This window comes from Nesterenkonia haasae, assembly GCF_010119385.1.
GTDB classification, from domain to species: Bacteria; Actinomycetota; Actinomycetes; order Actinomycetales; family Micrococcaceae; genus Nesterenkonia; species Nesterenkonia haasae.
Genome location: NZ_VFIE01000018.1, coordinates 1 through 21,192, shown reverse-complemented (window position 1 = coordinate 21,192; position 21,192 = coordinate 1). Strand labels below are relative to the sequence as shown.

The following is a 21,192-nucleotide window of genomic DNA, read 5'->3' as shown; positions in this document are numbered from 1 at the left end:
ATCTCATGAGTCCTCTCCTTCCTCTGATCGTTGAACAGTTCTGGCTGCACGAGTGCGGCGTCGAATCCGGAAAGGAGGCCTGAGCAGTATGCGCATTCCACTGTCTTGGATCCGTGAATACACCCAGTTCCCCGCTGATGGGACTGCCGAGGACCTCATGGCTGAACTGGTCCGGGTAGGACTTGAGGAAGAGGACGTCCACGCCACTGACCTCGCCGGACCGATTGTGGTCGGCGAAGTGCTGGAAAAGCACCCGGAGCCGCAGTCGAACGGCAAGACCATCAATTGGTGCCAGGTCCGCGTGATCCCCGAAGGCACAACTCAATCCCTCACCGGGGATGGCATCGATCCCTCAGGGGTCCAGGGCGTGGTCTGCGGAGCAGATAATTTCGATGTCGGCGACAAAGTCGTCGTCACACTCCCCGGGTCGGTGCTCCCGGGAGATTTCCGCATCGCCGCACGGAAGACATACGGCCATGTTTCTGCAGGGATGATCGCCTCGGTCAAAGAACTGGGCATCGGTGAAGACCACACCGGCATTCTCGTGCTCGGGACGCTGGGCCTGGATCCGGAGCCCGGTACCGACGCCTTGGAGCTGCTGGGACTGCGTGATTCCGCAGCTGAAATCAACGTGACTCCTGACCGCGGTTACGCTTTCTCCATCCGCGGAGTGGCCCGGGAGTACAGCCATGCCACAGGTACCGCCTTCACTGACCCGGCCCACCAGGTCATACCTGTCCGGCACAGCAGCCCGGGTCACTCGGTGGTCCTCAACGATGACGCCCCCATTTACGGCACACCTGGATGCGACACGTTCGTTGCGCGCTCGGTCACCGGTGTTGATGCCTCTGCGCCCACCCCGCCGTGGATGGCTGCCCGGTTGCGGCTGGCCGGGATCCGGCCCATCAGCCTCGCCGTGGACATCTCGAACTATGTGATGTGGGAGCTGGGTCAACCCCTGCACTTCTATGACGCAGAGAAGCTCAATGGTGGCATCCGGGTCCGCAGAGCGACGCCGGGGGAGACCCTGACCACCCTCGACGACAAACAGCGCGCCCTCAACACGGAAGACTTAGTGATCGCCGATGACCGTGGCGCAATCGGCCTTGCCGGCGTCATGGGCGGAGCCAACACAGAGGTGGCAGAAACTACCTCCACCGTGTTGATTGAGGCCGCCCATTTTGACCCGATCTCTGTGGGTCGGACCCGGCGCAGGCACAAGCTGCCGTCTGAGGCGGCCAAACGCAATGAGCGCGGCGTCGACCCCCTCCTGCCGGCCATTGCTGCTCAGCGCGCGGTGGATCTGTTGGTCGAACTGGCCGGAGGCGCGGACACTGGTGAGGTGACGCAGGTCGGTGACCCCATCACGCCAGAGACGATCGCTCTGGACCCGACTCTGCCTGAACGCATCGTTGGTGTGCCCTATGGGGCGCAACAGGTCACGGAAGCACTGACCGCGGTCGGCTGCACTATCCAAGCCCAGGACAGCGGGATGCTGAGCGTGACGCCCCCCAGCTGGCGCCCTGACCTGACCATCCCTGAGGCACTGGTGGAGGAGATCGCCCGCCTGGTCGGCTATGACACCATTCCCTCTCGGCTACCCGTGGCGCCTGCCGGCCGCGGTCTGACCGAGGCGCAGCAGCGGCGTCGTACTGTGTTCACCGGACTAGCGGCTGCCGGTTATACCGAAGTGCTGACATATCCCTTCTACTCGATGGAGGCTAACCAGCTCTTCGGCCGTGCAAGTGAGGCACAGGTACTGCCGATGGTGCGACTAGCCAATCCCATCGCCAGCCAGTACCCCACCTTGCGCACCACGCTGCTACCGGGCATCCTCGATTCGTTGCGCCGCAATGTCTCCCGCGGTTTCACAGATGTGGCACTCTTCGAAGCCGGGTCGGTCTTTCTCCCGGGTGAGACGATGGGCAGCGATGAGATCCCCGGGCTGGGCCTCTATCCCGGCGATGACGTCATTGAGAAGCTTCAGGCGGGCATCCCTCACCAGCCGCTGCACCTGGCGGTGGCAGTATCAGGGCATGAACCGGGGGACGCCGTCGGCCAGCCCGGGCGCGCCCGCGACTGGGCAGATGCGGTCGAGGCTGCTCGGAAGGTGGCGCAGCTGCTGGGCCTCGAACTCGATGTACTTCAAGGCGAACACCACGCATTCCACCCAGGCCGCACGGCACAGTTGCAGCTGCAGGGGCAGCTGGTCGGCTACGCCGGCGAACTGCATCCCAAAGTTGCCGAGCAGCAGGATCTGCCGGTGCGTACCAGCGTGATGGAGCTTGACCTGGGCAGTCTGATCGCGGCCACGACCGGTCAGACCATCGCCGAGCCGATCTCCACCTTCCCGCCGACCACCCAGGATGTGGCACTGGTCGTTGACAATGCGGTGACGGCCGGCGAACTGCGCCGGACGCTGGCTGAGGGCGCGGGGGAGCTGTTGGAGAGTGTTGAACTCTTCGACGTCTACTCGGGCGAAGGTATCGGTGAAGGAAAGAAATCCTTGGCGTTCGCTCTGCGGTTCCGCGCACCTGACCGGACGCTGACGGCAGAGGAAGCCTCTGCTGCCCGTTCCGGTGCGGTAGCGCTGACCGGCGAACGCCACGGGGCCTTCCAGCGCGGCTGAGGCTTAGAAGCAGCGCCGCGAGAATCGAAAAGTTGCTACGGCACCAGCAGGAGCTTACCGGTGGTCCGCCGTCCTTCAAGGTCGTCGTGGGCTCGGCCAGCCTCTTCGAGACGGTAGGTCCCGCCGATGTCGAGCTTGAGGTCCCCTGACGTGAGGGCGCCGAAAAGTTCGGTGAACCGCCAGGTGCGCTCCTCAGCATTGCGCAGATACCACGGGACGGACGGCCGGGTGATGTAGAGCCCGCCGCGCTTGTTGAGGTCCTGCAGATCGTACGGAGGAACTTGTCCGGAAGCACCGCCGAAGAGCACCATAGTCCCGCGGACTGCCAATGAGTCCAGGGACCCGACAAACGTGTCCTTTCCGACGCCGTCGTAGACCACCGAGACGCCCTCACCATTGGTGATCTGGCGGACCTTCTCGGCGAAGCCCTGGTACTCCAGCACGTAGTCGGCACCGGCAGCTTCCGCGATTTTTGCCTTCTCCGGGGTGGAGGTCGTGGTGATCACTCGGGCCCCCCGTGCCTTCAGCAGCTGCGTGAGAATCTGTCCGACGCCGCCTGCGCCCGCATGGGTCAGTACAGTTTCGCCGGGGGAGACACGGTAGGTGGAGTTGATCAGGTAGTGAGCGGTCACGCCCTGCAGTGGAAGGGCTGCGGCCTGCTCGTCGGAAACGTCCTGCGGGACAAGAACAGCCTTGGCTGCGTCCACGAGGAAGTGTGTGGCGTATGTGCCGGAGGCTTCAGCCGTCGCGATCCGCTGGCCCGAGCTGAAGGTCTCCACGTTCTCACCGACACCGACGACTTCACCCGCGCCCTCTGCGCCGGGCACGAACGGGTACTCGACCGGGTAGACACCGGACCGCTGGTAAGTCTCAATGAAGTTCACACCCGCCGCGGCAGTCTTCACCAGGAGCTGCCCGGGGCCCGGAGTCGGGGCTTCAACCTCGACGGTTTCCAGGACATCGGAGCCGCCAGCCTCGCGGGCGCGAGTCACTTTCGCAGCGTCCGGGAGGTCTTCTTCGAACATTGTCGATTCGCTCATTATTCGCTCGCTTCCCGTCTCATCAGATGTGGGCTGAGCCAAAGAGCCAGCCCACTCACTCCACGAGGGTACCGGAGCTCAGGTCTCCAGCGGAACGCCAGTTCGCACTGCATAAATATTGGTATACCTGCATAAAATCGCATAGGATGATGTTCATGACGATTACAGCCGCGGTTTCAGGCGCTTCCGGATATGCCGGCGGGGAGGTGCTGCGCCTTCTGGCCCACCACCCGGAGGTTGAAATCGGCGCGGTCACGGCACACTCCAATGCCGGTCAGCGGCTGGGGGAGCTGCAGCCACACCTCCTTCCTCTGGCCGACCGAATACTGACTGAGACCACCGCGGAGAATCTCGCTGGACACGATGTGGTCTTCTTGGCCCTGCCGCATGGTGCCTCCGGTGAGTTGGCCGCGCAGCTGGGGGACGATGTGCTGGTGATCGACGCCGCCGCTGACCACCGATTGGAGTCCGCCATGGCCTGGGAGCATTTTTATGCTTCCGCGCACCAAGGGACATGGCCCTATGGCCTCCCAGAGTTGCCAGGTCAGCGAGCCAAGATCGGCGGATCCAAGCGCATCGCCGTGCCGGGCTGTTATCCGACCACTGTTCTGCTGGGGCTGGCACCCGCGTTCGCTGCCGGTCTGGTGGAACCCGAGGACGTCGTCGTGGTGGCAGCCACGGGCACATCAGGGGCAGGCAAGTCGCTGAAGCCACACCTATTGGGTAGCGAAGTCATGGGCGGAATGAGCCCCTATGGGGTCGGCGGAGTCCACCGGCACACTCCCGAAATTGAGCAGGGACTCAGCTGGGTCGCCGGCCGGCCTGTGCAGATTTCCTTCACTCCGACCCTGGCACCGATGCCCCGAGGAATTCTGGCGACGTCGACCGCGCGGATCAGCGCAGGCGTCACAGAAGCCCAACTGCGTGATGCCTATGCGGAGCAGTACTCCCAGGAGCCGTTTGTGCATCTGCTGCCAGAAGGGCAGTGGCCCGCCACCAAACAGGTGGTCGGAACCAACCACGTGACCCTCCAGCTCACGCTCGATGCTCGTGCAGGTCGCGTGGTCGTCATCTCAGCCTCGGACAATCTCACCAAAGGCACCGCCGGTGGAGCTGTGCAGTCCATGAACCTGGCCCTCGGCCTGGAAGAGACCACCGGATTGACCATGATCGGAGCAGCACCATGAGCGTCACCGCAGCCGAAGGATTCTCCGCCGCGGGAGTGACCGCAGGCCTGAAGAGCAGCGGCCGGGACCTGGCCCTGCTCGTCAACAGTGGGCCCACTAAGCACGCTGCCGCGGTCTTCACCACCAACAGCTTTGCCGCAGCTCCCGTGCTGTGGTCTCGGCAGGTCATCAGTGATGGCCGAGCTGACGCCGTCGTGCTCAACTCTGGTGGCGCCAACGCTTGTACGGGGCCGGAAGGGTTTCAGGACACCCACGCCACTGCTGAGCGTCTGGCCGAGTCACTGAGTGCCGCCGGATCGGATGTTTCAGCCACCGATGTGGCGGTCTGCTCCACCGGTTTGATTGGGGAGCGCCTGAACATGGACGCTCTCCTTCCCGGGGTGGACGCGGCCGTGGCCGCACTCTCTCCCGAAGCCGACAGTGGAATCGCCGCGGCCGAGGCGATTATGACCACCGACTCGCACTCCAAAGTCGCCAGCGTCAGCTCTGAGCGGTTCACCGTAGGTGGTATGGCCAAAGGTGCCGGCATGCTTGCACCCGGTATGGCTACGATGCTCGCGGTCATCACCACCGATGCGGTCGTATCCCCAACGGATCTGGACGCGGCGCTGCGCGAAGCGGTCCGTCTCAGTTTCAACCGGGCTGACGCCGATGGGTGCATGTCGACGAATGACACAGTGATCGCGATGGCCTCGGGCGCACACCCGAATGCAGACAGTGCCGGGGTCCACCTCGGGGATTTCCAGGATGCGCTCACCACAGTGTGCACCGACCTGGCTCGCCAACTCATCGACGATGCAGAGGGTGCCGCGCACACTATTGAGGTGCAGACCGTCAACGCGCCCACCGATGACGATGCAGAGACCGTCTCCCGCGCTGTGGCACGGTCCAATCTCTTCAAGACAGCAATATTCGGTCAGGATCCCAACTGGGGACGCATTCTCTCAGCTGTGGGCACCACTGAGGTGGCCTTCGACCCACACCGGGTGGATGTGGCCGTCAACGGTGTCTGGATCTGCTTGGGCGGAGGGATCGGCGAAGACCGGTCCTTGGTGGACCTCTCCGATCGCACAGTGCGTGTACTCATTAACCTCAACGCTGGTGACTCTGAGGCCACCATCCTCACCAATGACCTCACCCATGACTACGTCCACGAGAACAGCGCATACTCCACATGACTGAGAACCCGACCGTGCTCCCACGGGATGAGTCCACACTTTCCGCAGCCGCAGACAAGGCGGAGGTTCTGGTCGAGGCGCTGCCCTGGATCCAGAAATTCGCCGGATCGACCATCGTCATCAAGTACGGCGGCAACGCCATGGTCAATGACCAGCTTCGCCGTGCCTTCGCAGAAGACGTGGTGTTTCTCCGCCATGTGGGAGTCGATCCGGTAGTGGTTCACGGTGGCGGCCCACAGATCAACGCCATGCTGGAGGCACTGGGTATCAGGTCCGAGTTCCGCGGCGGCCACCGAGTCACCACGGCCGAGGCCATGGATGTTGTCCGCATGGTGCTCACCGGACAGGTCTCCCGCCAACTGATTGGCCTCATTAACTCCCACGGGCCCTACGCGGTGGGCCTCTCAGGGGAGGACGCGGCCCTGCTCCAGGCTCGTCGCAAGACGGTGGAAATTGACGGAGTGGAGACTGACCTGGGGTTGGTGGGAGAGGTCACCGGCGTCAATCCAGAGGCGGTCCAAGACATTCTGGACGCCGGGCGCATCCCCGTCATCTCCACCATCGCTCCGGAATTCGACGATGAGGGAAACCCCACCGGTGAGGTGCTCAACATCAACGCAGACTTAGCTGCCGGCGCGGTGGCCTCCGCACTGGGGGCCTCCAAGCTGGTGATGCTCACTGACGTCGAAGGTCTCTACGCCGACTGGCCGGATAAGTCCTCCCTGATCTCATCGCTCTCCGCCGCCGACCTTCGCGCCATGCTGCCCAGCCTCGAATCGGGCATGATCCCCAAAATGGCCGCAGCCCTGGCCGCAGTGGACTCCGGAGTCCCCAGGGCACATATCGTGGACGGACGCCAACCGCATTCGATGCTGCTGGAGATCGTCACCTCAGCCGGTGTGGGCACTCAGGTCGTCCCAGATGAGGACACAGCATGAGTGAGTACGACGACGCCTCTCTCACCTCGGTTGCCCTTGCCGAGCAGCATCTGGCCGGCACGGCAGACAGCGCTGAGCTGTTGGACCGATATCAGAAGTCGTTGACCGGGGTCTTCGGCACGCCGCAGGCGGTGTTGGTGCGCGGGGCCGGAGCGCGGGTCTGGGACGCCGAGGGCGGTGAATACCTGGACCTGCTGGGGGGTATCGCGGTCAATGCGCTCGGCCACGCTCACCCGCTGATCTCCTCGGTGATCAGCTCACAGCAGGCAACTCTTGGTCATATCTCCAACCTCTTCACCTCTCCGACGCAGGTCGCCCTGGCGGAGAAGCTGCTGGGCCTGGCGCAGGCACCACCGGGCTCGAGCGTCTTCTTCGCCAATTCCGGCTCCGAGGCCAATGAGGCAGCTTTGAAGGCTGTCCTGCGGCACCGGCACAGCACGGGCAAACCGCGCATCTTGGCCCTCGAGGGTAGCTTCCATGGGCGGACCACAGGGGCATTGTCCCTGACCCATAAGCCCGCCTACCGGGAGCCGTTCGGTGAGCTTATCGGCGGGGTGGAGTTCCTGCCCTTCAATGACAGGGACGCTCTCGATAGGGCCTTTGCGCATGGGGACGTGGCGGGGATCTTTCTTGAGCCCATCCAGGGCGAGGCGGGAGTGCTGCCCTTGGATGATGCCTATCTTCAGCGCGCCCGTGAACTCACCCGCACCTCTGGTGCCTTGATGGTCCTCGACGAGGTTCAGACGGGTGTGGGGCGCACCGGCCACTGGTTCCGCTTCCAGGCTGTCGGCGGCGTCGTCCCCGACCTGATGACCTTGGCAAAGGGACTGGGTTCGGGCTTCCCGATCGGCGCCCTGGTCTCCTTCGGCGAGCAGGCCGGCGCACTGATGAGTGCCGGTCAGCACGGCACTACCTTCGGCGGGAACCCGCCGGCGACGGCAGCAGCCTTGGCGACGCTGCATGCCATTGAATCCAGCGGCATCCTGTCCCATGTGAACACCCTCGGTGAGCACTTGGCTGCCGCGCTGCGCGAGCTGCCCAGGGTATGCCAGGTGCGCCAATTCGGGCTGCACATCGGCGTCGATCTGGTTCCCGTTCCCGGTGTCGAAGCTCCCGCGAAGGATCTGGTCACCACCGCGCGGGAGCGCCACGGCCTGATCATCAACGCAACCGGAGAGACCACTCTCCGATTGGCGCCGCCGCTGAACCTCACGTTCACAGAGGCGGACGAGGCGATGCACCGGCTGCGGGCTGCATTCACCGATGCGGAAACGAGGAACCAATGACTAGACACTTTCTCAACGATCTGGACCTCAGCCCTGAGGAGCTGGGTCAGGTGCTCAACCTTGCGCACTGGATGCGGGACCACCCATATGCCGTCAAGGCCCTGGGCGGACCACAGACCGCTGCGGTGATCTTCGACAAGACATCCACACGGACACGCGTCTCCTTCAGCGCAGGGATCGCCGCCCTCGGCGGCAACCCGCTGGTGATCAATCCGGGAGAGGCGCAGTTGGGCCATAAGGAGTCCATCTCTGATACTGCACGCGTGCTTGCTCGACAGGTCAGCCTCATCGTGTGGCGTACCTACGCCCAGACGGACCTGGAGGAGATGGCCCAGTATTCACGCGTTCCAGTCATCAACTCACTTTCGGACGACTATCACCCCTGCCAGCTGCTCGCCGATCTTCTGACCGTCCGTGACCACCTCGGTGAGCTGCGTGGCAAGACACTGACCTATCTGGGGGACGCCGCGAACAATATGGCCAATTCGTATCTCTTGGCGGGGGTCAACGCCGGAATGGATGTCCGGATCGCCGGACCGGAAGGCCATCTGCCGTCTGAAGAAGTCATCAGGGCTGCCGAGGAGCGGGCTGCAATTACCGGCGGCAGGGTGACTGTGACCACTGACGCCGGAGCCGCGCTGGAGAAAGCGCATGTGGTGGCTACTGATACCTGGGTCTCCATGGGGCAGGAGCAGGAAGAGGCCCAGCGCCGGGAGATCTTTGGCAGGTACCAGCTCAACGCGGACGCGATGGCCAAAGCCGCCGACGACGCCGTGGTGCTCCACTGCCTGCCCGCCTACCGCGGAGCCGAGATTACCTCCGAGGTGATCGACGGTCCGCACTCGGTGGTCTGGGATGAGGCGGAGAATCGGCTGCACGTGCAAAAGGCACTCATCGCCTGGCTGCTGGTGGAGTCCGAACGTGCCGATGAGGAGACTGTCCGAACAGTCCGCCAGGCGATGAGCGCATGACCCCGACCACGAAAACGGCCCGCCATGCCAAGATCCGGGAGCTCATCTCCCGTTCCTCCATCAAGTCGCAGGCCGAGCTCGCCCGAGACCTGGCCGCTGAGGGAGTTAAAGTTACTCAAGGCACACTCTCCCGTGATCTGGTGGAAATCGGCGCGGCGAGAGTACGCACCGGCGATGGTGGACTCATCTATGCTGTGCCGGCGGAGGGACACGACCGGGAGTTCCAGGCTGACATTGCGGAGACCACCACCGCAAAGCTGGCTTCATTGTGCAGGGACCTGCTGGTCTCGGCAGAGGCCAGCGCCAATCTCGTAGTGCTGCGCACTCCGCCCGGCGCAGCGCAGTTCCTGGCCAGCGCCGTCGACCACTCAGCGTCAAAGGCAATCCTGGGCACTATCGCCGGAGATGACACCATCATGGTCATTGCCAAGGATGCTGACGGCGGTCAGGAGATCGCTGACTACTTCACCGCACTTGCCGAATCCAGGGGCTGAGCCGCTTCCGCCAGGTCGAAGTCCTCGGTCACCAGAGCCATATTTGCCGTGGCGCCGGCGAACGTTCCAGCGCTGATTGACATCGGAACATTCGCCGAGGGGTTGGAGATGTTGCCCGGAGCCCAGATCCGCTCATGGCTGGTCTTTCCGGCGAAGTCGGTCTTCAGGAAGGACCCCATGGGGTTTTCAGTCCGCTCAAGGCCCAGCGGGGTCAGGTAGCGATCGTGGGGCCGTATCTCTCCAGCGGTGAAGATGGCATCTATTTCTACCCGCTGGCCGTTTTCGAGCAGCACTGTGGAGATGGCAGTGCCGGTTCCGAGCACCTCAATAACGGGTGAGGGTTCGATGACCACTCCTCGCGCTCGGAGCCTCCGAACGACAGCGTCGTCAAGGGGTTCGGCTGCAGCGCTGAAGAACGTCAGCCTGTCACTCCATTGGCGCAGCAGCTCAGCCTGGTGCAGCGCCATTGGTCCTGCTGCCAGCACGCCCAGACGCTGTCCCCGAACCTCCCAGCCGTGGCAGTAAGGGCAGTGCAGCACAGTAGCGCCCCAGCGTTCACCGAGACCCGGTATCGGTGGCAGATGATCTGAGACTCCGGAGGCGGCGATGACCGTTCTGGCCATCAGCAGGGGGCCTCCGGCGAGACTTACGATCATCCTGCGGGGCCCCCGTGTGTTGGTCGATTCGCGTACCTCGCGTACGGCTCCGTGATGCAGAACGCCTCCATATTGGGCGACCTCTGCACGACCGCGAGCCAGCAGCTCCTCAGGCGGAGTGCCTTCCTGCCCGAGAACCGTGTGCATATGCGAGGCAAAGCGGTTGCGCGGCTGGCCGGCGTCGATAACGATCGTCCGCCGCCGTGAGCGTCCCAGTGCCAGTGCGGCGCTAAGTCCGGCTGGGCCTCCGCCAATAATGATGCTGTCCCAGAGTTCAGCTTCGGCACCAATGGGAAGGTCGGGCAGTCTGACGGGAGAGAGATGTTCTGTGGTTTTCATAACTCAAGCATGAACCTAGGATGCGCGAGCAGAAATACAGTTTGCTAAATCCGCAAGAACCACTCAAGCTGGTGTGATGGATGAGCTGGACCTGGTCGGAATTCGTTTGAAAGCCGCACGCACGGCGCGTGGATGGACGCTGGAACGCTTGGCGAGAGCTTCGGATATATCCGCCAGTACACTCTCCCGTTTGGAGGGGGGTAAGCGGCAGGCCAGCCTGGAGCTCCTGCTGCCGTTGACGCGGCAGCTCGGGATCGGACTGGACGATTTGGTGGTCGCTGCACCAGGGGATCCTCGGGTCCGCAGGGAGCCCTGGGAAGCTGGCGGGATCACGGTCCATCCACTCTCGGTGGAATCCTCCCCGGTGCATACCTACAAGATCCGCTATAGCCCCATGTCAGCAGTAGCCCGTAACGATTTAAAGGTCCACGATGGATACGAATGGCTCTACGTGCTCAGCGGCAGAATGCGGCTTCAACTGGGGGATCAGGAGACCATTCTGTTCAAAGGCGAGGCGGCGGAGTTCGATACGCTCACCCCTCACGCGCTCACAGCCCTGGGTCCAGAACACGCGGAAGTGATCAGTATTTTCAACGAGACCGGTGCGCGGTTTCACACCCGGTCGGAGTGACCTCCTCAGGGCGGCGCAAGAGGCGCCTAGTGCTCTTGCAGCAGCGTCCGCATCGCGTCGAGGCCGAACATCTCGATCACTGCATAGGCGTTCTGGCCACCTAAGTGGGGGTCTGCTCCGGCAGCCAGGAGGCTCGTGGTGATGTCGTAGTTCTGGCGGAACACCGCGCAGCTCAGAGCGGTCTGGCCCCGGTCGTTGACCCGGTCGACGTCGGCACCGCGTTCGATCAGGCCACTGACCAATTCGGCGTGGTCGTTGTACGCAGAGAGAATGAGCAGTGAGTCGCCCTGGGCGTTGGTGAGATTCACTGGAATTCCCTGATCGATGAAGTCCAGCAGCTCTGCAGACTTTCCGGATCGGGCAAGGTCCAACATGGAGTGGAGAAACTCCAATTGCTCATCGGTCAGCTCGGGTGCGCGGCCGCTCTGTTGGTCATCTGCCATAGGCCAAGTTTACGTGGCTGCCGCCCGGCCGGTTCCCATTGCCAACAAACAGGGGTGTGTTGAGACATCAGGAGACTAGAGGAACCTGAACTCCCAACAGCAGCCTGATTTCCGCGGGAGGGGTACGGCAGTGTGGCGGCGAACCCCCAAGCGACGATAAGTATGCATGGGTATGAATATTTATGTAGACTGTGTGACGAGCTAAGCCGATTCGACTTCATATCAAGGAGCATCAGTGACCGATCGTATTGTTCTGGCCTATTCAGGCGGACTCGACACTTCAGTGGCCATTGGCTGGATCGCGGAGGCCACCGGTGCCGAGGTCATCGCCGTCGCCGTGGATGTGGGCCAGGGGGGCGAGTCCCTCGAGACAGTGCGCCAGCGCGCTCTGGACTGCGGCGCCGTGGAAGCCTATGTCGCCGATGCCCGGGACGAGTTCGCCGATGACTACTGCATGCCCACTCTGCGCGCCAATGGGCTCTACATGGACGCCTACCCGCTGGTCTCCGCCATCTCCCGTCCCGTGATCTCCAAGCACCTGGTGGCCGCCGCCCAGCAGTTTGGCGCCACCACTGTGGCCCACGGCTGCACCGGCAAGGGCAACGACCAGGTGCGCTTCGAGGTCAGCATTCAGACGCTCGGGCCGGACCTGAAGTGCATCGCCCCAGTGCGCGACCTCGCCTTAACCCGCGATAAGGCGATTGACTACGCAGAGCGTCACGACCTGCCTATCGAAACCACTAAGAAGAACCCCTTCAGCATTGACCAAAACGTGTGGGGCCGAGCAGTGGAAACGGGCTTCCTGGAGGATATCTGGAACGGCCCGACCAAGGACGTCTACGACTACACCGACGACCCAGCCTTCGCACCGGCGCCGGATGTGGTCACCATTACCTTCGACCAGGGTGTTCCGGTCGCCCTCGATGGTGAGACCGTCACTGCGCTGCAGGCCATCGAGCAGCTCAACCGCCGCGCGGGTGCACAGGGCGTAGGGCGGATCGACATCGTCGAAGACCGCCTAGTGGGCATCAAGTCCCGGGAGATCTACGAGGCTCCCGGTGCGATGGCAATGATCGCCGCCCACCGCGAGCTGGAGAACATCACACTGGAGCGCGAACAGGCACGTTTCAAGAAGACGGTGGACCAGCGGTGGACCGAACTGGTCTACGACGGCCAGTGGTTCTCCCCGCTGAAGGCCAACCTGGACTCCTTCATCAACGAAACGCAGAAGTACGTATCCGGTGACATCCGCTTGGAGCTCCACGGCGGACGCGCCACGGTGCTGGGCCGCCGTTCAGAGACCAGCTTGTACGACTTCAAGCTGGCCACCTACGACACCGGTGACACCTTCGACCAGTCCAGCGCTCGCGGATTCATTGACATCTACGGGCTCTCCGCCAAGACCGCTTCGCAGCGCGAGGAGCGTCTGCACGGCAAGCCAGACCTCTCCGGAGCTGGTGTCGAAAAGTAGCAGCACACGATGACGCGTGGGGTGGGCCTGTATGGGTTCACCCCACAGTTATGCTGGCGTGCAGAGATGACGGCGAACGGGGAACAGGAATGACTGACAAGCACGGGACGAACCAGGGCTCACTCTGGGGCGGAAGGTTTTCCTCCGGGCCCGCAGATGTGATGGCGGCGTTGAGCAAGTCCACGCACTTCGACTGGAAACTCGCTCCGTACGACATCGCTGGGTCCAAGGCCCATGCCCGGGTGCTCCACCGCGCAGGTCTGCTGACTGAGAACGAGTTGGCGGCCATGCTCTCCGCTCTGGGACAGCTCGCGGGCGACGTCGCCTCCGGTCGTTTCCTGCCCGAAGAATCCGATGAAGATGTCCACGGCGCCCTGGAGCGGGGTCTCTTGGAACGCGCCGGTCAGGACGTCGGGGGCAAGCTTCGCGCCGGCCGGTCCCGCAACGACCAGATCGCCACCATGGTGAGGATGTTCCTCCGCGACGCCAGTGCTGGCATCGCCGATGGTGTCCTGGCCGTGGTGGATGCCCTCATCGGCCAGGCCGAGCAGCACCCCTCGGCGCCCATGCCAGGTCGCACTCACCTGCAGCATGCACAGCCGGTGCTCCTAGCCCACCATCTGCTCGCGCACGCCTGGCCGCTGCTGCGTGATGTTGACCGCCTGAAGGACCTGGACCGCCGGCTTGCCTACTCGCCCTACGGCTCCGGTGCTCTGGCCGGGTCATCGCTGGGCCTCGACCCAGCTCATGTGGCTGCGGAGCTGGGGTTCGACGGACCGGTGGAAAACTCCATTGACGGCACCGCCTCCCGCGACCTGGTGGCTGAGTTCACCTGGGTGGCCGCCATGATCGGAGTGGACTTGTCCCGGATCAGTGAGGAAGTCATCTTCTGGGCAACAAAAGAGTTCGGGTTCGTCACTTTGGATGACGCCTACTCCACCGGCAGCTCAATCATGCCGCAGAAGAAGAACCCGGACATCGCCGAGCTCTCCCGCGGCAAGGCTGGCCGCCTCATCGGTGATCTCACCGGCCTGCTGGCCACACTGAAAGCGTTGCCCCTCGCCTATAACCGGGATCTGCAGGAGGACAAAGAGCCGGCCTTCGACGCGGTCGACACCCTGGCGCTGCTGCTGCCTGCGGTAGCTGGGATGATCTCTACGCTGACCTTCCACACCGAACGGCTCGCTGAGCTGGCACCGCAGGGCTTCTCCCTGGCCACCGACGTCGCCGAATGGCTGGTCCGCCAAGGGGTGCCCTTCCGGGTCGCGCATGAGGTTGCTGGTGAATGCGTGCGCGTCTGCGAACAGCACCGCCCGGTCAAGGAGCTGCACGAGCTCACCGACCAGGAGCTGCACGGCATCCACCCCGCTTTGACGTCCGACGTCCGTGCAGTGCTCACCGTGGAGGGCTCCCTGGCCTCGCGGGATGCCGTCGGCGGAACCGCCCCCGCCCGAGTAGCCGAACAGTTGGCGGCGGCCAAACAGCGTGTCGCAGCGTACCGTTCAGCGTAGGCGCCGCCGGCTCTATCCGCTGCTGGGCGGGGCCGTCGCTGTAGGCGTCGTCGTCGTGGTGGTGCAGACCTGCACAACCGATACCGAGCCTGAGTCGCCGCATCCCACTGAGTTGGGTTATCCGCCAGCCCCGGCACAAGAATCTCCCGTCCTCAACGAGGACGCAGGTGAACCAGGGGAGGTGCCGATTACAGATCTGGTGGACTCGGAATGGGTGGCACAGACCGCAGATCGGGCTTCCATCCCGCGGCGCGCCATGGAAGCCTACGCCGGCGCTGCCGCCTACGCAGAGCTGACGGATCCGGACTGTCAGCTGGGCTGGAACACTCTGGCCGGAATCGGCCAGGTCGAGTCCATACACGGAGCCTTCGGTGACTCCAGCATCGGGGAGGACGGAGTCGTTGACCCGCCGATCGTCGGGGTGGCGCTTGACGGCAGCGAAGGTCTGATGGAAATCCCGGACACTGACGACGGTGAGCTCGACGGCGATGACGAATGGGACAGGGCGGTGGGTCCCATGCAGTTCATCCCCACCACCTGGGAGCGCTATGGACAGGATGGGAATCTCTCGGGAGAAGCCGATATTCACCAGTACGACGACGCCGCCCTCGCTGCCGCTGTCTACCTCTGCGATAGGGGTGATGACCTCACAGATGACCGCGGGTGGAATGACGCGATCGCCGCGTATAACCAATCCATCGAATATGCCCATGATGTCGCCGACTACGCTGAGCGGTACCTGGCCGACCAATGAGGAGCATGTTCACACCATGATCAGTCCCCTCGAGCTGACCACACTGTTCGACCAACACCCGGTGGACCTCGCACCCCACCTGCTGGGCTGCGAGCTGGCTGTCACCACTGAAGAGGGCACAGTCGCGGTCCGACTTACCGAGGTGGAGGCATACGGTGGCCAAGGGGAGGACCCCGGATCACATGCCTACCGGGGGCAGACACTGCGTAATGCCACAATGTTCGGTCCTCCGCGGCAGGCGTATGTCTACCGCAGTTATGGGATCCACCGCTGCCTGAACCTCGTGGCCGGAGCTGATCAGGCCGGAGGGATTCTCTTGCGCGCCGGTGAGGTCACCCAGGGTCGCGAGCTCGCGCTCGTGCGCCGTGGCGGAAAGGAGACCAGAGCCAAGCTGCTCTCCGGTCCCGGACGGCTGGGGCAGGGCCTGGGGATTACCCTGCCCATGGACGGCGCAGACGTTCACATCACAGGTCCCGGCGAGGCCCCACACCGACCTGCGTATCCGGCTGAGGTAACGATGGCACTGACACCCGTGGTGTCGTCGTACTCGGTCCGGAGCGGCCCCCGCGTGGGAGTCTCCGGAGCCGGTGGCACGGAGGCTTTCCCCTGGAGGTTCTGGGTCGAGGCTCACCCCACGGTGTCGCAGTACCGGCCCGGGAAACTCCCCGCCGCCTAGAGTCATGAGGCGCGGGTCTTCCACCCGGGCCCAGCTCGCGGATACTCTGACATGCATGAGCGCAGAACAGTGGGCAGAAGTGGACGCGTATCTGGCAGAGAAGCTGGTCGATGAGGATCATGCCCTGCAGGCCGCAAGGGAGAGCTCCGGTGAGACGCTTTTCCCCGGTATCGACGTCACTCCGAACATGGGGGCATTTTTGGGCATGCTGGTCCAGATCACCGGAGCTAAGCGGATTTTGGAGATCGGCACCCTGGCCGGATATTCGGCCATCTGGATGGCCCGGGCCGCCGGGCCGGACGCGCATGTGGTGACCTGTGAGCTGGAACAGGCCAACGCAGACGTCGCCCAGGAGAATATTCAACGCGCAGATCTCGCTGACCGTGTACAGCTGATTCTCGGTGCTGCCGCCGACTCAATGCACGCGCTGATCAGTCAGGGCGCGGAACCGTTTGATCTGGTCTTCATCGACGCCGATAAGAAATCCAACCCGGATTATCTCGACGCGGCCGTCCGGCTGAGCCGGCCCGGTACGGTGATCGTCATTGACAACACCGTGCGCGGTGGCGAGGTGGTCGATGCCTCCTCCCATGACCCCGATATCATCGGCACGCGCCGGCTGATAGACATGATCTCAGCCAACAGTCGGCTGACGGCTACAGCTCTGCAGACCGTGGGTTCGAAGGGCTGGGACGGCTTCACGCTGGTCAGAGTCACATGAGGTGCTCGCCCACCCGGGGAGCTTCGCCCACTCCGCGTCACTTTCTGTTCACCCGCGGAGGAGTAGTATTGGTTGATCGTTTTGACCAAAACGGGAGAGTCTCGCCACCGGATGAGTGAATCTAAAATTAAGCCATCAGCAGCAGCCAGTCAGAACGGGCACCAGAGTGATGGACCCGCCGATGTGATCGCCCTTCCTTCGATCGATGCTGGTATCGAACAGGAGCGAGAATACGTCGCTGCCCTCTACCGTCGGCTTGACCAGCTGCGTGAGGAAAACCATCAGCAGCTGTCCAAAGTGCGCGCCACTGGGGCGGTGGGCACTATGCAGAACATCTCGGAGCGAGATGCTTTCGCCACCATGTACGAGGATCGGCTTGCCCAGCTCAGCGCCGTCGATGACCGGCTTGTCTTCGGCAGACTGGACCTCGACAACGGCGATTGCCGCTATATCGGCCGGATCGGATTGACCTCGGAGGCCAGGCAGCGGCTCATGCTCGACTGGCGCGCACCAGAAGCAGGAGTCTTCTACCAGGCCACAGCCTTCGACCGTCAAGGTGTGCGCAGGCGCCGGCATCTGATGCTGAAGCGCCGGGCGGTTCAGGGGCTTGAGGACGAGGTCCTGGACGCCACAGTGCTTGACGAAGGGACCGAGAATCACGGCGATGGCGCCCTCTTAGCCGCGCTGAAGGCACGGCGGACCGGGCAGATGGGCGATATCGTTGCCACGATCCAGTCGGAACAGGATGGAATCATCCGGGCTGACCGCTCCGGGGTGCTGGTTGTCCAAGGCGGCCCAGGTACCGGAAAGACTGCGGTCGCACTCCACCGTGCCGCCTACCTGCTCTACGCGCACCGGGAGCGGCTGAAATCGGCCGGTGTCCTCATTGTGGGCCCGAACTCCACGTTCATGTCCTATATCGAACGAGTCCTGCCATCACTTGGCGAGACCGGCGTGGTGATGTCCTCATTGGCAGATCTCTACCCAGGGGTGCGCAGCGTGGAGGAGCCCGATCCTCAAGTGGCCGCCATCAAGGGGCGTCTGGACTGGGTGCAGATCATTGCTGACGCGGTTGCGCACCGTCGCCGCACCATTGCTCAGCCACGGGAGGTCGCCGTCGAAGGCGTGAAGGTCACTGTCACCCCCAAGATGATCAAGCGGGGGATCGAACGGGCCAAAGCCACCGGTAAGCCCTATAACGAAGCCCGGTCCACCTTCGTCAAAGTGATGGTCAGAGAGATCGCTGAAAAGCTGGAGCGGATTCTGCAGCAGCGCTCGGCCGGCAATGATGCTGATCGCAGTTATTTGGATGAGGAAGTCCGGCAGGCCCGGGATGTGCGGGTGCTGCTCAACCTGTGTTGGATGCCCCGGACGCCGCAGGCTCTGCTGGAAGATGTGTTCTCCAAGCCCAGCTACCTGGCCGATGTGGCACCACAACTCACCAGTTATGAGCGTCGGCTGCTGCAGCGTTCGCCGGGCAGCGCCTTCACCATCGCTGATGCTCCGCTGTTGGATGAAGCCGCTGAACTGCTGGGGAACTTGGACGAATCCGCCGGCAGGGATGAAATCCGGAAGAAGCTCTCCCGTGAGAAGGACCTCGAGAATGCCCGCAAAGCGGTGGAGAATGCGACTCCACAGCTTGAGGAGATGGGCATCGAAGGGTTCCTGGACGCCGAGGCCGTAGCCAATATGAACGAAGACGGCGGGCAGCGGATGACCGCCTCAGAACGGGCCGGGATCGATCGTACCTGGACCTATGGACACATCGTTGTCGATGAGGCTCAGGAACTCTCACCCATGCAGTGGAATGTGCTCATGCGACGCTGCCCTTTGAAATCCTTCACCGCAGTGGGGGATATCGCCCAGGGCTCCTCACCCTCGGCTGCGCGGAGCTGGGAACAGGCCTTCGCCCCCTTCGCGGAAGATCGCCTCCGGGTTGAGGAGCTGACCGTCAACTACCGGACACCTCGGAACATCGTGGAGTTGGCTGAACGGGTGGCAGCTGCCAATGGCTTGGAGACCACACAGCTTCGCACGGTGAGGGATGGTCAGCATGAGCCCATCATCGAGCACTACGACGACGCCTCCGCTTTGGTCGCTGCCGCCACAGACGCGGTATCTGCCGAGCAGGAGCGGTTGGGCGAAGGTCTCGTGGCAGTGATTGCCCCGGTCAATCTGGTGGGCGGTATTCGGCAGTCGTTGCGGCACACGTTCGGCAAACGGCTCGGCGCCGGAGCCGGCTCGATGGCCCAGGACGTGGTGGCGCTGACGGCTGATGAGGCGAAAGGACTGGAATTCGACGGCGTGGTCCTCGTGGAACCGACTGCCTTGCTGGAAGAAGCCGGTGGTCGAGTCGGCAGTCTGTACGTAGCTATGACCCGGTCGACACAGTCACTTCGGGTGGTGGCATCCCGAGACCTGCCATCCGGGTTCTGAGCACCCGCCGAGCTTCTGCGGTAACGTACCTCTGGTGACCGAGAACAGCCAGAATCCTGCGCTCGCCGGGCAGCGCAATGACCCCAGCTTCGACAATGTCTTCCAGGAGCTCACCTGGCGTGGACTCATCCATGTCTCCACAGATGAGTCCGCTTTGGAGAGCGCACTGGCTGGGCCCGCGCTCACCTACTACGCCGGATTTGATCCCACCGCAGCCTCACTTCACCTAGGGCATCTGGTGCAATTGCTGACGATGCGGCGCATTCAGTTAGCCGGCCACAAGCCCCTAGGCCTCGTCGGAGGGGCCACAGGTCTCATTGGCGACCCCCGGGAGTCCGGGGAGCGGGTGCTGAACACTCCGGATGTTGTCAACGACTGGGTGCGCAGGCTTCAGAACCAGGTCCGTCACTACGTGTCGATGGAAGGTGTCAACGGTGCCCAGTTGGTGAACAACCTGGACTGGTGGCAGGGTGTGGGCGCCATTGAGATGCTCCGCGATATCGGCAAATATTTCCGTGTCGGGACCATGGTTAAGAAGGACATTGTGTCCAAACGTCTGAACTCTGATGAAGGGATTTCCTACACAGAGTTCAGTTACCAGATCCTTCAGGGTTACGACTTCCTCCGGTTGCACCAGGACTACGGATGCACGCTTCAGTTCGGTGGTTCGGACCAGTGGGGGAACCTCACTGCCGGTACGGAGCTGGTCCGCAAGGCTGCCAACGCACAGGTGCACGCCCTCGGAACGCCTTTGATCACCAATTCTGATGGCACCAAGCTGGGCAAATCGGAGGGTAACGCTATCTGGCTGGACCCCGAGCTGTGCTCGCCCTACGCGTTCTACCAGTACTGGCTCAACACCGCCGATGCTGATGTCGTGGACCGGCTCAAGGTCTTCACTTTCAAGACCCGAGCCGAGATTGAGCAGCTCGCGCAGGCGGTCAAGGACGAACCCTTCAAACGTGAAGCGCAGCGAGCCTTGGCCTGGGACGTCACGTCCTTAGTCCACGGTGAGGAATCGACCCGAAAAGTCATCGATGCGGCAGCGGCGATCTTCGGAAAGGGTGAGATCTCTGAGATTGATGAGATCACGCTCCAAGCAGTCGCAGCCGAGGTACCCACCGCACAGCTGAGTGTGGAAGAGTCCACACCGGTGAACCTTTTGGCAGAGACGGGGCTTGTCAGTGGACGGGCAGAAGCCCGTCGGGCCATCGACCAGGGCGGGGCATACCTCAACAACGTCAAAGTTGAAGACGCTCTGAGCCCGGTCCCGGACTCGGCGTGGCTGCATGGAAAGTACCTGCTGATCCGTCGTGGCAAGAAGAATCTTGCAGTGGTGACCAGAGCTTCACCGAGTATCCCTTAGGGGCATTTTCGGGTGTGTCCAGGGTCACGCCAGTACAGTTTGCGCGGTCGCTGAGAGTGTGTGTAAAGTAATCTCCTGTGCCCGAGGGAAACTGAGGGTCACATCGGGGTTAATACCCCAAAAACTACTCCTCAAGGAAACGGTCCTAGAGTGGTGCGCTTGAAAACACAGCGAAAATGCTGAGTTTGACAGACACGACGAGGTCCGGTAACTTTGAGAAGTTGCTTCGGAGCGATTCAGAGGGTTTCTTCTGATGGTGCCGGTGGCAGTCGTAGCTTGAGAACTCAATAGTGTGCCAAGTTTGTTGAAAACCAATTATTTATTTATTTGGTAACTACAGAACGTGCACCCCCGTGTACGGATCTGTGGATTGCCAGATCAACTGTTCATTTTTTGATGGAGAGTTTGATCCTGGCTCAGGATGAACGCTGGCGGCGTGCTTAACACATGCAAGTCGAACGATGA

Annotated in this window: 18 protein-coding genes and 1 rRNA gene; 16 read left to right on the top strand and 3 right to left on the bottom strand. The window is 62.8% G+C overall.

Going from position 1 to position 21,192, the window contains the following annotated elements; translation table 11 throughout:
* The first annotated feature begins 88 nt into the window (after nt 1-88).
* Nucleotides 89-2,629, top strand: a complete 2,541-nt coding sequence (gene pheT / locus FH975_RS03420) for a phenylalanine--tRNA ligase subunit beta (RefSeq protein ID WP_162320090.1) — start codon at nt 89-91, stop codon at nt 2,627-2,629.
* A gap of 35 nt (nt 2,630-2,664) precedes the next feature.
* On the opposite strand, the gene FH975_RS03415 is transcribed toward pheT, so the two are convergent.
* The gene (locus FH975_RS03415) at nt 2,665-3,669 is read right to left on the bottom strand and encodes a quinone oxidoreductase family protein (RefSeq protein ID WP_153078786.1); all 1,005 of its coding nucleotides are present in this window, start codon (nt 3,667-3,669) and stop codon (nt 2,665-2,667) included.
* A 155-nt stretch (nt 3,670-3,824) separates the two neighbouring features.
* Between FH975_RS03415 and argC the strand changes: the two genes are divergently transcribed.
* From argC to FH975_RS03385, 6 genes are read left to right on the top strand one after another with little or no spacing between them, the layout of a single operon-like run.
* Nucleotides 3,825-4,856: an N-acetyl-gamma-glutamyl-phosphate reductase gene (gene argC, locus FH975_RS03410; RefSeq protein WP_153078787.1), complete on the top strand. Its 1,032-nt coding sequence runs from the start codon at nt 3,825-3,827 to the stop codon at nt 4,854-4,856.
* Nucleotides 4,853-6,034: a bifunctional glutamate N-acetyltransferase/amino-acid acetyltransferase ArgJ gene (argJ, locus tag FH975_RS03405; protein WP_162320089.1), complete on the top strand. Its 1,182-nt coding sequence runs from the start codon at nt 4,853-4,855 to the stop codon at nt 6,032-6,034. The genes argC and argJ overlap by 4 nt, the downstream gene beginning before the upstream one ends.
* Nucleotides 6,031-6,972, top strand: coding sequence for an acetylglutamate kinase (gene argB / locus FH975_RS03400; RefSeq protein ID WP_153078789.1), 942 nt, complete (start codon nt 6,031-6,033; stop codon nt 6,970-6,972). The genes argJ and argB overlap by 4 nt, the downstream gene beginning before the upstream one ends.
* On the top strand, nt 6,969-8,258 hold the full coding sequence (locus tag FH975_RS03395) for an acetylornithine transaminase (RefSeq protein WP_162320088.1): 1,290 nt from the start codon (nt 6,969-6,971) through the stop codon (nt 8,256-8,258). Before argB ends, FH975_RS03395 begins: the two co-directional genes overlap by 4 nt.
* Complete coding sequence (gene argF / locus FH975_RS03390) at nt 8,255-9,229, top strand: ornithine carbamoyltransferase (protein WP_162320087.1); 975 nt, start codon at nt 8,255-8,257, stop codon at nt 9,227-9,229. The genes FH975_RS03395 and argF overlap by 4 nt, the downstream gene beginning before the upstream one ends.
* The gene (locus tag FH975_RS03385; RefSeq protein ID WP_153078792.1) at nt 9,226-9,723 is read left to right on the top strand and encodes an arginine repressor; all 498 of its coding nucleotides are present in this window, start codon (nt 9,226-9,228) and stop codon (nt 9,721-9,723) included. The genes argF and FH975_RS03385 overlap by 4 nt, the downstream gene beginning before the upstream one ends.
* Here FH975_RS03385 and FH975_RS03380 read toward each other — a convergent pair.
* Nucleotides 9,690-10,718: an NAD(P)/FAD-dependent oxidoreductase gene (locus FH975_RS03380; protein ID WP_162320086.1), complete on the bottom strand. Its 1,029-nt coding sequence runs from the start codon at nt 10,716-10,718 to the stop codon at nt 9,690-9,692. The two genes, FH975_RS03385 and FH975_RS03380, sit on opposite strands and share 34 nt — an antisense overlap.
* Nucleotides 10,719-10,794: 76 nt before the next feature.
* Here FH975_RS03380 and FH975_RS03375 point away from each other — a divergent pair, with 76 nt between their 5' ends.
* Complete coding sequence (locus FH975_RS03375; RefSeq protein WP_202923011.1) at nt 10,795-11,349, top strand: helix-turn-helix domain-containing protein; 555 nt, start codon at nt 10,795-10,797, stop codon at nt 11,347-11,349.
* Nucleotides 11,350-11,375: 26 nt separating this feature from the next.
* Here FH975_RS03375 and FH975_RS03370 read toward each other — a convergent pair whose 3' ends face one another.
* The gene (locus FH975_RS03370) at nt 11,376-11,792 is read right to left on the bottom strand and encodes an ankyrin repeat domain-containing protein (protein WP_162320084.1); all 417 of its coding nucleotides are present in this window, start codon (nt 11,790-11,792) and stop codon (nt 11,376-11,378) included.
* 235 nt (nt 11,793-12,027) lie between these two features.
* Between FH975_RS03370 and FH975_RS03365 the strand changes: the two genes are divergently transcribed.
* From FH975_RS03365 to FH975_RS03330, 8 genes are all read left to right on the top strand, one after another.
* Nucleotides 12,028-13,263, top strand: coding sequence for an argininosuccinate synthase (locus FH975_RS03365; protein WP_162320083.1), 1,236 nt, complete (start codon nt 12,028-12,030; stop codon nt 13,261-13,263).
* Between the two features lie 89 nt (nt 13,264-13,352).
* Nucleotides 13,353-14,774 (top strand): argininosuccinate lyase, encoded by a 1,422-nt coding sequence (argH, locus tag FH975_RS03360; protein WP_162320082.1) that lies wholly within the window; start codon nt 13,353-13,355, stop codon nt 14,772-14,774.
* The gene (locus FH975_RS16260) at nt 14,749-15,528 is read left to right on the top strand and encodes a lytic transglycosylase domain-containing protein (RefSeq protein ID WP_162320081.1); all 780 of its coding nucleotides are present in this window, start codon (nt 14,749-14,751) and stop codon (nt 15,526-15,528) included. Before argH ends, FH975_RS16260 begins: the two co-directional genes overlap by 26 nt.
* 16 nt (nt 15,529-15,544) lie before the next feature.
* The gene (locus FH975_RS03350) at nt 15,545-16,204 is read left to right on the top strand and encodes a DNA-3-methyladenine glycosylase (RefSeq protein WP_162320584.1); all 660 of its coding nucleotides are present in this window, start codon (nt 15,545-15,547) and stop codon (nt 16,202-16,204) included.
* A gap of 55 nt (nt 16,205-16,259) precedes the next feature.
* Nucleotides 16,260-16,925 (top strand): O-methyltransferase, encoded by a 666-nt coding sequence (locus tag FH975_RS03345; RefSeq protein ID WP_162320080.1) that lies wholly within the window; start codon nt 16,260-16,262, stop codon nt 16,923-16,925.
* Between the two features lie 111 nt (nt 16,926-17,036).
* Nucleotides 17,037-19,361 (top strand): HelD family protein, encoded by a 2,325-nt coding sequence (locus tag FH975_RS03340; protein WP_162320079.1) that lies wholly within the window; start codon nt 17,037-17,039, stop codon nt 19,359-19,361.
* Nucleotides 19,362-19,392: 31 nt separating this feature from the next.
* Nucleotides 19,393-20,727: a tyrosine--tRNA ligase gene (tyrS, locus tag FH975_RS03335; RefSeq protein WP_202923038.1), complete on the top strand. Its 1,335-nt coding sequence runs from the start codon at nt 19,393-19,395 to the stop codon at nt 20,725-20,727.
* A 393-nt stretch (nt 20,728-21,120) separates the two neighbouring features.
* A 16S ribosomal RNA gene (locus FH975_RS03330) occupies nt 21,121-21,192 on the top strand; the annotation flags it as partial.